Genomic DNA, 13,099 nt, shown 5'->3' on the forward strand with positions numbered 1-13,099 from the left:
AACGTTGCGCTGCTACATGATGTGGGATGGCAGGCGATCGATTCTCGGTATGGGGCGAGTCATGATGCTGCTATAGGCCCGCAGTGGATCCGGCTTCTTCACCGTGCCGGGTAATGGCTCCGGGGGTCGCCGCAAGGCGAGTTCGCCCTCTGTACAGGCCGCCATGTATTCCTTCGATCGCAGGCTGTCCACAGCGCGGTAAAGCCAAATCAATTTGCACAGCAGCGTCCCCTCGGACTCGACACTGAACTTGCAGTTGAACGTGTCGCTGGTGAGATGATCGAATGCGGCTCTCAACCCGCGCACCGTCAGGACGTCTTCATGACGAGGATGATCCGAGACGGCCTTGTATATCGACTCCCATCGGCGCACTGTCCCGGGAAGATCGTTAGGACTGATTCGTTGCGCAAGTTGTGCGAGAACCCGCGCCTTGGCCAGATGTTCGTCATCGCTCTTCGCATCGTGCCGTAGTACCCGCTCGGTCAGCAGAGTCAACAACTCGCTGTCCGTATCTGGCAACCAGCGTGCGAGGTGGCGCATCAACTCCAACTCCCACGACGCAGATTGTTTCCTCGCACGCTGAAGCACCAACATCATCGTGTCTCGCCTGCCCGTTACGGACATTCCGGTGGCCATGATCATCACGGCTTGCAGCGCCCATTCGCGGACCGATGGCTTCGCCTTGGCAAGCTCCTCGATCGTCGGTGGAATCTGACTGCCCCACATCATTCCCGATATGCGCCGCGCTATTGCGTCGTCCGCGCGATGCGGTTCCATCTTTGACACCGCATTGATGGCGGCATGGAAGGCTTTGCACGTCGTTCCCAAGGTGGTGTTACCGCGGAAGAAATGGCGGTCAGCCGCAGGCACTCGCGCGATCACCTCGCACAGCAACTCGAACGGAAGCTTCAGAATCGGAAAGGGGGTCGCGGGCTTCGTTTCGGCCGGAGGTGGGGGGGTGTACTCGACGGGCACTGCCTCAACTCGATGCTCGGGCAGCGCCTGGTCTGGACCGGGCCGCCGATCGGGAATGTGCGGCCGATCGGGAATGTGCGGCCGATCGTGAACCGGTGCGGGCTTTCGGATACCGAAGAAGGACAGGATCTTTTCCCAGGGACCGATATGTCCGTCGCCTGGCGGGTGGCTCGCAGGGAGGTCCGTGGCGCGAACATATTGCACGCGAGCCGAGCATCCGCCCGCCTGCATGGCCATCGTCCCATGATCTTTCGGCGCGTCGCCGACAGGTTGGGGCGGCGGCCTCGAGTCGACGATGGCAGACGAAGCGACAGTCTGATTGCCAGCCATGATTGCTCCTGACGAAGTGGGATGGAGTCCGCCAGACCGTGGCGGGGGTGCACCGGGGGGTGTAGCGCTGGTGCTGGTCGGATAGTGCCGGCCGGCAAAACAGTTGCGCTATTGGAAATCGCTGGCAGGTTTCTGTTTCGGTCGCTGCGCATGGCGCAAGCGACGACGTGGCCGCGCCAGACAGCTAGTGCAGCGCGCCAACCTGCCGCAGCGCGGCTTCGATGCCCGCCAGGGCCGCCAGCATGCCGGCGCCGGCCGCCTCCTTGCGCAGCGCCATCAGCTCCGCCTGCAGTCGAGTCTCGGCGACCCGGCGTCGGCTGCGGCCCAGCGCCGCCAGGGCCCGCGCGCGGCGGATCTGGAACTGGGCCCAGGGAAAGGGCTCCTGCCGCGTATAAGCCTGCAGCGCATCGGCATAGCGATCGGCTTCGTCCCAGCGGCCATTGCGCAGCGAGACCTCGATCGCCGCCTCGTAGAGGTCAAGATGGCAATGGCTGACGCAGCTCTGCGCGAGGATCGCCTCGCCCTGGACCAGGGCGCGCCGCTGCTTGTCCGGATCCCGCGTGGTGCGGGCAAGAAAGCCGAGGATCATCGGGCCGGAGTACCGCATGCCGGTGTCGCGGCTCAGCGCCAGCGCTTCGTCCAGCAATTGCTCCGCGGCTTCCGGATGGCCTTGATTGCCGATGGCCAGCGCGCGCCGTCCCGCCAGTTCGGCTTCGAAACGGCGTGCACCCAGTCGGCGGGACAGCGCCAGCGCCCGCTCGGCATGGGCCTGGGACTTGGGCCATTCGCCGGTCAGCTGCTCGGTGGATGCCATCACGTCGTAGGCCAGCAGTTCGATGCGGGCATCGCCGATGCGGCGCGCGATGCGCAGTGCCTCCTCGCACCGCGCCACCGCGGACGACAGCGCCAGGCAGAAGATGTCGACCGCGCCGACCATCGGCAGATTCGCGCCTTCGATGCGCACGAACCCACGCGCGCGAGCCAGTTCCACGCAGCGAACGAAGTGGACCCGGGCGGTAACCATCCGCCCCTGCTGGTAATAGGCATCCCCCAGGCCGCCGAGCGCGCGCGCCTCGCCCAGCGCCGATCCCGCCGTGCCGGCATGCTGCAGCGCGCGTTGATGCGCGGCCAGGCAGGCGTCGAGGTCGCCCATCGGAAAATGGATATTGCCGCGCAGCGATTCGATCTGCGCCAGCATGTCGGCGTCGCCGACCGCCGCCGCGCCGCGCTCGGCATGTTGCAAGGCGATCAGCGCGCGCTCGTAGCGGTCCAGCAACCGCAGGGCCGACGCCACGCCGAACCACGCGTGCGCGCGCTGGCTATGGTCGTCGGCCAGCGCGACCGCGTGTTCGAAGGCCTTCAACGCTTCGGCCGGCTGCCCCAGGTTCAGCGTCAGTTCGCCGCGCAGGCAGGCCAGCGACTGCTTTCTGGCACCATCGCCGACGATCTGCAGCGCCCGTTCGACCAGACGCAGCGCGCGCTCGTTGCGGAAATGGCTCGCCTCGTGCCGCGCCGCCGCTTCGTAGGCCGCCGGTGCATCGGCATCGGAGGCGGCGTCAAGATGCTCGGCATGCAGCGTCAGATCGCGGCTGCGATACCAGTCGGCGGCGCGCCGATGCAGCGCGAGCCGGCGGGATTTGAGCAGCGACGCGTAGACCGCCTGATGAATCAGCGCATGCATGAACAGGTAGTCCTCGCCCTCTGGCCGCAACATCGCCTGACGCACCAGCGCATCGCAGGGATCGTCCGCCGTGCCAAGCAGCTGGCGCAACGCCGCGGGCGAAAAGCGCTGCCCCAGCACGGCCGCGGCCTGCAGCGCCTGCCGATGTGACTCCGGCAATCGATCCATGCGCGCCAGCACGATGCTCTGCAGCGTGCCGGGCAGCGCGTCGGCATCGGTGCCGGGGTCCGCGTTGCGCAGCAGCTGATCGAGAAAGAGCGGATTGCCGTCGGCGCGACGGATGCACGAATCGGCCAGCTGCTCGTCGACATGGCGATACCGCATGGCCAGCTCGCGTGCCTCCGCATCGTTCAGCGGCCCCAGGTCGATCGTCGTCAGCGACGCGCTGCCCGCGGCTGCGCGCCATGCGCTGTCGAGCGTATCCTGCTCGGGCCGCACGGTCATCGCGAGCACCAGCCGGCAGGTCCGCGTAGCGGCCGCGAGCCGGGCGAGGCAATCGAGCAGCGCGCGCTCGGCCCAGTGCACGTCCTCAACGACGATCAGCAGCGGTTTCAGGGTGCTGCGGCGGGCCACCTGGGTCAGCAGGAAGCGTTGCACGCCGCGCTGGCGCGCGCCGGCATCCATCGCGGCCAGCGCCGCCGCCTGCGCCTCCGGTTGCGGTACGTCGAGCAGGTCGAAGGCGAACGGCACGTCGTCATCGTCGACGCGGCCGCTGGCCACCGCTTCGGCAATCACGGCCGCACGCGCATCGACGCCGGCGCCCGCTTCGATGCCGAACAGTCCGCGCACCAGCACGCGCAGCGGATCCCCCGACGTGCTGACGCCGAAATCGAGCACGAGCGCGCGCAACGCCTCCATGCCGTGCTCGCGCGCCAGCGCGACAAAGCGATCGGCGAGCCGGCTCTTGCCGATGCCGGCCTCGCCGCGGATCACCACCACGCGGCCCTGTGCGGAGCGCAGGCAATCGCCGGTAACGCCAGCCAGTTGCACCAGTTCGGCCTGCCGCCCTACGAAGGCGTGCTGCGGCGCGGTTTCGGCGGGATCCAGGAACCGGCGGACGCGCCATAGCGGTATCGGCTCGGCAATGCCGGGCATCGACATATCGGTCAGATGCTCGACCTCCAGCCGCCCTGGCAAAGCGAGGAAGACGCGGTTCGACACCACGGTTTCGCCAGCCTCGGCGTGTTCCATCACGCGCGCGGCGACGTTGACGGGCGGACCGGTCAGCGTCATGCCGCTGCCCACCGTTGCGGCCGCTGCCACCGTTGTCGCGGTCGCCGTCAGCGGCCCGGCGGCGAACAGCACCTGCCCGCTGGCGACGCCGACGCGCACCGCGGGTGGCGGCGCACACTGCTGGCACAGGCCGCGCACGCTGTCGTGCAGGCCGACAGCGACGTGCATGGCGCGCTCGGCGTCGTTGCCGTGCGCCACCGGCACGCCGAACACCACGGTCAGACGCGCGCCGATCTCGTCCGTCACGGTGCCCCCGCAAGCCGCCGCCAGCGTACGCGCACGTTCGCGCCAGCGCATCAGCAGACCGTGGATCTGCTCGGCGTCGAGCCCGGCGGCATGGGCGCCGATATCGTCGACGCTGGCGACCACGACCACGGCATGGCGCGGTTCCGGTGCGCTGCTCGCCAGCGGCGTGGTCGGGCTGGGCGCGCTCGGCTCCGAAGCGGTGATCGACATCGTTTCGACCGGCGCGTCACGCACCGAAGGCGTAGACGCAGGCACAGGCGCCGACGGTGGGGAGGCAGCCGTCTGCCGCCGCGCACGCAGGATGGCCTGATGCAGCGCCTCGGTTTCCGCTTCGGGCGACACGCCCAGTTCGCGTTGCAGCGCCATGCGGCACAGACGGTATTGCTTCAGCGCCAGCGCCTGCCGGCCCTGTCTGTCGTACAGCCGCATCAGCGCCCGGTGCACCGACTCCTGCAGGGCATCGAGCGTCAGCAGCCGCGTGGCGCAGGCGACCGCACGGTCCAGCTCCCCAGCCTGCTCGTGCCAATCGAGCAGCCGTGCCAGCGCTCGCAGCGCCAGGCCGCGCAACCGTTCGCGCTCGACCGCCAGCCATTGATCGAAGGCTGGCGCGGCGGCATCGAAGCCCTCGAGCAGATCGCCGCGATACAGCGCTACCGCGGCCTCCAGCGCGTCCGGGGTGGCGGCGCGCAGATGATCCTCGAAGGCCACCACGTCGACCGCGACGCCGCACAGCGCGACCCTGTCCGCATCGGCCAGCACCACCGGATAGCCCTCCACCGCGCGGCGCACCGCGCTGAGCGCCTGGCGCAGGCTGGTGCGGGCCTGTTCGGCATGGCTGTCGGGCCAGAGCAGCGCCGCCAGCTTGTCGCGCGGCTGAGGCCTCCCGTCGGCAAGCGCAAGATAGGCCAGCGCCGCGCGTGCCTTGCGCGCGGAGAGTGGGATGGGAGTGCCGTCCGGCGAACTCAGCGTGAAGCCGCCGAACAGCTCGAGACGGACCGCCGCCATCGCTTGGTGTCCTTGCGGTTGCCGATGTCTGAGGCACGCGCGGCGGCATCGGCTTGCGAAGCTGCCCTGAAAGCTCTTTTATAGGCCACGGATTGACGCAGCGCGGTACTGCTGCCGCAGAACTTTCACGCTTCTTTCACGGCGGCGTGCACGGCCATATCACGCCGGCCCCCTACTCTCGCCACTGCCCCGCTTCGAAGATTCTCCAATGGCGAGGCCAGCCGCGACGCCCGCCGGCCGCATGATGCGGCGCAGACAGCGACAAGACCACCGGGCTGCTGGATTTGCGCATTAGAAACAAGGATGACTTCCATGGCACACACCGATTCCCGGCACCTGCAGGTTTCGTCGGGCAATAGCCGTTCGATGGAGCGCTTCGAATCCGCCCTCGAACTGTTGCAGGGCTACTACGGCGATCCGCTGACGATGATCGACGAGACCCTGGCAGAAGACCCCGAGTTCGTGATGGGGCACGCACTACGCGCGGGACTGCTGATCACCGCGGGCGATGGCACGGTGGCGCCGCTGCTGCGCCAGACCGTCGAGGCGGCCGAGGCGCTGCACGGCATCGCCAACGAGCGCGAGCGCCGGCACATCGCCGCCGCCCGCGCCTGGCTCGACGGCGAATTCGCCCGCGCGAACCAAATGTATGGCGACATCGTGATCGATTACCCGCGCGATGCGCTGGCGTTGCAGGTCGCGCATATCACCGACTTCCTGCTCGGCCAGTCGAGCATGCTGCGCGATCGCATCGCGCAGGTGCTGCCGAACTGGAACGCGCGTGTGCCGGGCTTCAGCCATGTGCTGGGCATGCATGCCTTTGGCCTGGAGGAGACCCATCTGTACGAACAGGCCGAGGAACGCGGGCGCTTCGCGCTGGAGCTCGATCCGCGCGATCCGTGGGCAATCCATGCGGTCGCGCACGTGATGGAGATGCAGGGCCGGCCGGACCAGGGCATCGGCTGGCTGCAGTCGCGCACCGAGGATTGGGCCACCGACAACATGATGGCCGTCCACAACTGGTGGCATCTGGCGCTGTTCCACCTCGAGCTCGGCCATGCCGACCAGGTGCTGGCGCTGTACGACGAGCGCATCCGCGCCACGCGTTCCGCGGTGGCGCTCGACGTGGTCGACGCCACCGCGATGCTGTGGCGGCTGCAGCTGCGCGGTATCGACGTGGGGGCGCGCTGGGCCGAACTGGCCGATACCTGCGAGGCGCGCGGCGCGGAAGGGACGTACGCCTTCAACGACGTGCACGCGGGCATCGCCTTCCTCGGCGACGACCGCCCGGCGTCTTTCACCCGGCTGATGGCGAACATGCGGCGGGCGGCGGCAGGATCGGGCACCAACGCGGCGATGACGCGCGAGGTCGGCCTGCCTGTGATCGAGGCGCTGTACGCCTTCGAGGCCTGCGACTACGACCATGCGATCGAACTGCTGATGCCGGTCCGGCTGATCGCGCATCGCTTCGGCGGCAGCCACGCGCAGCGCGACATCCTGAACCTGACGCTGATCGAGGCGGCATTGCGCGGTGGCAGGGCCAACCTGGCGTGCGCGCTGGCCGCCGAGCGGATGGAGCTCAAGCCGATGACGCCGAGCCTGAGCGCCCTGGTGCAGCGGGCTTCCAGCCTCTATCGGGAGAGCGCCGACGCGCACGCCGGCCGGTCCGCCGCGCGGGCAGCCTGACGGTCGACAGGGGCCATCGCTTCCTTGCCGGCGCGGTCGATGCGCCGGCAAGCCGCCGCAGGCGGTCTCGTGCCGCCCGCGGTTTTTTCTCGCCCCACCTTCCCGCTGGCGGTATCCTTTGCGTCATCCCAGCTCCGGAGCGCAACATGAATTACCCCAGCGAACCGGCGCCCGGTACGGAATCTTCAGCCGACGTGGACAATGCGCCCAAGCAGCTGGAAGCCAAATACCGGGCCCTGGTCGAAGCCATTCAGGACTACGCGATCTTCACGCTCGACGTGTCCGGCAATATCACCAGCTGGAATCGCGGCGTGGCGAAAATCAAGGGCTACGCCGCCCACGAGATCATCGGCAAGCATTTCTCGGTCTTCTATACGCCCGATGCCGTGGCGCGGGGGTGGCCGCAATACGAGCTCGGCCGGGCTGCGCAGGATGGCCGTTTCGAAGACGAAGGCTGGCGCGTGCGCAAGGACGGCACGCTGTTCTGGGCCAACGTCATCATCACGGCGATGTTCGACGAGCAGAACGTGCTGCAGGGCTTCGCCAAGGTCACGCGCGACATGACCGAACGCAAGCGGCTGGAAGAACTGGAGCAGTCCAGCCGCCGCATGAGCGAGTTCCTCGCGACGCTGTCGCACGAACTGCGCAATCCGCTCGCGCCGATGCGCAATGCGGTCAATCTGATGCGGCTGGAGACGCTGGGCTCGGGCGACCAGCGGGCGCCGCGCGACAGCGCGACGCTGCGCCAGTGCCAGAGCGTGCTGGACCGGCAGCTGTCCCATATGACGCGCCTGGTCGACGATCTGCTCGACATGGGCCGCATCACCTCGGGCAAGGTCGAGCTGCAATACAGCCGGGTGGAGCTCGGCGACATCGTCTCGCGCGCGGCGGAGGCCGCCAAGCCGGCGCTGGAGCGTCGGCGGCAGCGGCTCGATGTGCAGGTGCCCAGCTCGATCGCGATGCGGGCCGATCCGATCCGTCTGATCCAGGTGCTGCAGAACCTGTTGCTGAACGCCTCGAAGTTTTCTCCGCCGGGCGGCCGCATTGCGATCGAATGCGACCGGCAGTATCAGGCGGTGGAGCTGCGCGTCATTGACGAGGGCATCGGCATTCCGGCCAGCGAGATCGAGACCATCTTCGACCTGTTCGTCCAGCACAAGCACGGCAAGGTGTCCGACGATGGAGGCCTGGGCATCGGCCTGTCGCTGTGCCGGTCGCTGGTGGAACTGCATGGCGGCTCGATCCGCGCCAGCAGCCCGGGCGAAGGCATGGGCGCCACATTTACGATCCGGCTGCCGCTTGGTCTGGATGCCGCGGACGAGAAGCGCGACGCAGCGGTACCCGCGCCGGCCGGCGCGCTGCGGGTGATGGTGGTCGACGACAATCGCGATTCGGCCGACAGCCTCGGCATGCTGCTGCAGGCGATGGGGCATGACGTGCATATCGCCTACGACGCCGAGGGTGCCATCGAGATCGCCGACAGCTTTGTGCCGCAGCTGGCGCTGATCGATATCGCGATGCCGGTGGTCGATGGCTTCGCGCTGCTGCGCGGATTGAAGAGCATGTCCGGCTGGGCCGGCACCGTGTTCGCCGCGATGACGGGTTTCGGTCAGCCAAGCGACCGGGCCGAGACCAGGGCCGCGGGCTTTCACTTCCATATCGTCAAGCCGGTGGAACTGCCGAAGCTGCAGATGCTGCTGGCCATGGTCGAGCAAGGCGCCGTCTCCGGCGCCAATCCCTCTACCTCGGCATAACGCCGTCCAGAGGGCGGCGGGCGGCCGCAGCAAGGCCGCCCGCCGCTGTCTGCCTTCCTTTCTCTCCCCCTTCGCCTTCCCCGTTCCCCGACGTGTCCGCTGGACGCCGCCTGCCTACCGGCTGGCCGGCGCGTCGGGCTTCGCCGATCGCGGTCGGTGTCTCGGCGTAAACCCGAAACCGGGCACAAATCGCTTGACCGCTTAATTCACGAATATAAACTGTCATTCATCATTCTGAATTTCACCGTCATCCCGAGGCTACCTTGTCAGACCGCCCGACCTATTTCGTATCGCTGGACGACGTGCCCGGCTATCACCCCGCCAACCACGTCGGCACCCTGAACCGCCGGCTGATCGGCCCGGAAACGGTCGGCGCGCGTCATCTGGAGGTGGTGCACGGCACCATCGAGAAGGGCAAGGGCGCGCTGCCGCACGCGCATCCGGGCATCGAGCAGGTCTGCTACATGCTCGAGGGCCGCGCCCTGGCGGAAGTCGGCGGACAGCAGCGCGAACTCGGTCCGGGCGACTGCTGCTTCTTTCCCGCCGACCAGATGCATGTATTCACGGTGGTCAGCGACGAACCGGTCAAGGTACTGGTCATCTATTCGCCGCCGTACGAGGAATCGCCGGAGCGCGTGGTGCGGCCCGACTGAGCCGCGCCAACCCTGAGCCCGCGCCAGTCGGGCCATCCCACCAAAACGAGGAGACAAACCATGAACATGCTGACCAGGCAGGGCTTGGGCCGACTATTGGGCGGCACTGCGGCGGCCTTGGGACTGACGCTGACATTGGCCGCGCCCGCAGCGCTTGCCGACACGTATCCCTCCAGGCCCATCAGGCTGGTTGTGCCGTTCGCCGCCGGCAGCGGCACCGATGCCGTCGCGCGCCTGACGGCGAAATACCTCGGCGAATCGCTGGGCCAGTCGGTGCTGGTCGAAAACAAGCCGGGGGCCAACGGCACCATCGCGGCCGAATACGTGGCCAAGGCCGCGCCGGACGGCTACACGCTGTTCATGACGACCAACACCACGCATTCGGCCAATCCGTCGCTGATGAAGCAGCTGCGCTACGACCCGGTCAAGGACTTCACTCCGGTCGCGCGCATGGGCAACCTGCCGTTCATGCTGGTCGTCAGCCCCTCGCTGCCGGTCAAGACGCTGCCGGAGTTCATCGCCTACGCGAAGTCGCATCCGGGTCTGTCCTATGGCAGCGGCAACAGCACCGGCATCGTCGCCGGCGCGACGCTGGCGCGCATGGCGGGCCTCAATATGCTGCACGTCCCCTACAAGAGCACGCCGCCGGCAATGACCGACGTGATCGGCGGCCAGATCCAGCTGATGTTCGTCGATTTCGCTGCCGGCATCGCCAACGTCAAGGCCGGCAAGCTGCGCGCGCTCGGCGTGACCACGGCGCAGCGCAGCGAACTGCTGCCCGACGTGCCGCCGCTGGCCAGCGTGCCGGAGCTCAAGGGCTTCGATATCACGTCGTGGAACGGCGTGTTTGCGCCGGCCGGCACGCCCGCGCCCGTGGTCGAGCGGCTCAATCGCGAACTGGTGGCGATCGTCTCCAACAAGCAGCACGCCGCGCAGTACTACGCCTTCGGCTTCGAGCCCTTCGGCAGTACGCCGGCCGAACTCGGCAACTTCGTCACGGCGGAGCTGCGCAAATGGTCGAAGCTGGTCAAGGACGCGGGCATCCAGCCCGAATGACCGGCAGGCAGGCTCGGCCGAACGCCACCGCATCTGCACACCACCCCGCAACACGAGGACAGCGACGTGAATTTCGAACTCTCGGACCAGCAGACCGCCATTGTCGAAGCGGTACGTACGGTCTGCTCCCGCTTCGACATGGAATATTGGGACCGGCTCGACCGCGACCACACCTTCCCGCACGATTTCCACCAGGCGATGTGCGAGGGCGGATGGCTCGGCGTGGCGATGCCGGAAGCCCTGGGCGGCGCCGGCCTCGGCATCCTCGAAGCGGCGCTGGTGATGCAGGCGATCTCCGAGTCGGGTGCCGGCATGAGCGGCGCGTCGGCGGTCCATATGAACGTGTTCGGCCTGAATCCGGTCGTCGTGTTCGGCTCGCCCGAGCAGCAGGCGCGTTTTCTGCCGGCGCTGATCGCGGGCCGCGAGAAGGCGTGCTTTGCCGTCACCGAGCCCGATGCGGGGCTCGACACCACGCGGCTGAAGACGTTCGCGCGCAAGGTCGACGGCGGCTATCTGGTCAGCGGCCGCAAAATATGGATCTCGACCGCACAGGTTGCGGACCGCATGCTGCTGCTGGCGCGCACGCAGACGCTGGAATCGGTCGGCAAGCCGACCGAGGGCCTGTCGCTGTTCTACACCGCGCTGGACCGCAGCCGCATCGAGGTACGCGAGATCGACAAGATGGGCCGCGCCGCCGTCGACTCCAACATGCTGTTCATCGACGAGCTGTTCGTGCCGCAGGAAGACCTGATCGGCGAGGAAGGTCGAGGCTTCGAGTACATCCTGCACGGGCTGAATCCCGAGCGCATCCTGATCGCTGCCGAGGCAGTCGGCCTCGGCCGCGCGGCATTGGCGATCGCCACGCAATACGCGAAGGATCGCGTGGTGTTCGGCCGGCCCATCGGCGCCAACCAGGGCGTGCAGCACCCGCTGGCGCAGGCGTGGATGCAGCTGGAAGCGGCGAATCTGATGGTGATGAAGGCGGCGGCGCGCTACGACGCGGGCCTGCCCTGCGGCGCCGAAGCCAACACGGCGAAATACCTGGCCGCCGAAGCGGGACACAACGCCTGCCAGACGGCGATCCTGACGCTCGGCGGCATGGGCTATTCGCGCGAGTACCGCGTCGAGCGCCTGCTGCGCGAATCGTATATCCCGCGCATCGCGCCGGTCAGCCCGCAGCTGATCCAGTGCTTCATCGCCGAGCGTGTGCTCGGTCTGCCGAAATCGTACTGAACGCCGGAGGATTTCACGCGATGGATCACGGCATGACCAATTCGCCATGGAACGCGCCTGAGACTGCCGCCACCGCCGCCACCGGTCCGCTGGCCGGCGTGCGCGTGGTCGACATGACCTCGGTCGGCATGGGGCCGTACGCCACGCAGATCCTGGGCGACATGGGCGCGCAGGTCATCAAGGTCGAATCGCCGGAAGGCGACGTCTTCCGCCATGCCGAGCCGACGCGTCATCCGACCATGGGTGCGGCCTTCCTGAACCTGAACCGCAACAAGCGCTTCGTCGTGCTGGACCTGAAGCGCGCGGACGACCTGGCGGCGCTCAAGCGCCTGATCGCCGAGGCGGACGTGTTCGTCTCCAACGTTCGCCCCGCCTCGCTGCGCAAGCTCGGCCTGGACTACGCGTCGCTGCGCGAAGACCATCCGCGCCTGATTTATTGCGGCGCCTATGGCTATGCCGAGGACGGCCCGTACGCGGGGCAGCCGGCATTCGACGACATCATCCAGGCGCGCAGCGGCCTGGCGCAGTTCCAGGGGGCCAACGGCGACCAGGGCCCGCGCTACGTCAACACGATCCTCGCCGACAAGGTCGCCGGCCTGACGGTCGCCTACGCGATTCCGATGGCGCTCTATGAACGGGAGCGCTCCGGCCAGGGCCAGGCGATCGAGGTGCCGATGTTCGAGACGCTGGTGTCCTTCCTCGCGGTAGAACAGCTGGCCGGCCGCACCTTCGTGCCGCCGCTGGGCGACGCCGGCTACGGGCGGGTGATGTCGCCCCACCGCAAACCCTACCGGACCGCAGACGGCTATCTGGCGCTGCTGCCGTACACCAGCGCACAGTGGGCCCGCTTCTTCGCGGTGGCAGGGCGCCCCGAGCTGGCGGCCGATCCGCGCTATGCCACGCCCGCGGGCCGCAGCGCCCATATCGACGCGTTGTACGAAACGCTGGCCGACATCGTGCTGACCAGGACCACGGCCGAATGGCTGGACCTGCTGCGCGATGCGGACATTCCGCACAGCGAGGTGCCCCGGTTCGACAGCGTGCTCGACGACCCGCACCTGCGCGCGACCGGCATGGTGTTCGAGTACGCGCACCCAACCGAGGGCGAGCTGCGTGCGGTCGGCATCCCGACCCGCTTCTCGCGCACGCCCGGCAATTTCCGGCACTGGCCGGAGCCGCTGCCCAAGCGCGGCATGGATGCCGCAGCGGATGCGGCAAACGATCCGGCCTAGCGTCGACACCCAGCG

General features: G+C 68.0%; 8 protein-coding genes. 6 read left to right on the forward strand and 2 right to left on the reverse strand.

The genetic code is table 11. The annotated features are described in order from the left end of the window. Positions 1-12: 12 nt before the first annotated feature. Positions 13-1,305: an F-box protein gene (locus tag HTY53_RS09025; protein WP_174106160.1), complete on the reverse strand. Its 1,293-nt coding sequence runs from the start codon at positions 1,303-1,305 to the stop codon at positions 13-15. A 184-nt stretch (positions 1,306-1,489) separates the two neighbouring features. Then, the gene (locus tag HTY53_RS09030; RefSeq protein WP_174106161.1) at positions 1,490-5,470 is read right to left on the reverse strand and encodes a BTAD domain-containing putative transcriptional regulator; all 3,981 of its coding nucleotides are present in this window, start codon (positions 5,468-5,470) and stop codon (positions 1,490-1,492) included. 312 nt (positions 5,471-5,782) lie between these two features. Here HTY53_RS09030 and HTY53_RS09035 point away from each other — a divergent pair, with 312 nt between their 5' ends. From HTY53_RS09035 to HTY53_RS09060, 6 genes are all read left to right on the forward strand, one after another. Continuing rightward, entirely contained in the window at positions 5,783-7,156 is a 1,374-nt protein-coding gene (locus HTY53_RS09035) for a tetratricopeptide repeat protein (RefSeq protein WP_174106162.1), read from the forward strand. 146 nt (positions 7,157-7,302) lie between these two features. Next, complete coding sequence (locus tag HTY53_RS09040) at positions 7,303-8,910, forward strand: hybrid sensor histidine kinase/response regulator (RefSeq protein WP_174106163.1); 1,608 nt, start codon at positions 7,303-7,305, stop codon at positions 8,908-8,910. A gap of 263 nt (positions 8,911-9,173) precedes the next feature. Continuing rightward, complete coding sequence (locus HTY53_RS09045) at positions 9,174-9,563, forward strand: cupin domain-containing protein (RefSeq protein WP_174106164.1); 390 nt, start codon at positions 9,174-9,176, stop codon at positions 9,561-9,563. Positions 9,564-9,629: 66 nt separating this feature from the next. Beyond that, positions 9,630-10,619: a Bug family tripartite tricarboxylate transporter substrate binding protein gene (locus HTY53_RS09050; RefSeq protein WP_254599884.1), complete on the forward strand. Its 990-nt coding sequence runs from the start codon at positions 9,630-9,632 to the stop codon at positions 10,617-10,619. 66 nt (positions 10,620-10,685) lie between these two features. Beyond that, positions 10,686-11,852 carry an acyl-CoA dehydrogenase family protein gene (locus HTY53_RS09055; RefSeq protein WP_174106165.1) on the forward strand — a complete coding sequence of 389 codons (1,167 nt, stop codon included), beginning with the start codon at positions 10,686-10,688 and terminating at the stop codon, positions 11,850-11,852. Positions 11,853-11,884: 32 nt separating this feature from the next. Continuing rightward, the gene (locus tag HTY53_RS09060; protein WP_174106166.1) at positions 11,885-13,084 is read left to right on the forward strand and encodes a CaiB/BaiF CoA transferase family protein; all 1,200 of its coding nucleotides are present in this window, start codon (positions 11,885-11,887) and stop codon (positions 13,082-13,084) included. Positions 13,085-13,099 lie beyond the last annotated feature (15 nt).

The sequence above is a fragment of the Cupriavidus gilardii genome (assembly GCF_013314895.1).
Lineage (GTDB): Bacteria > Pseudomonadota > Gammaproteobacteria > Burkholderiales > Burkholderiaceae > Cupriavidus > Cupriavidus gilardii_C.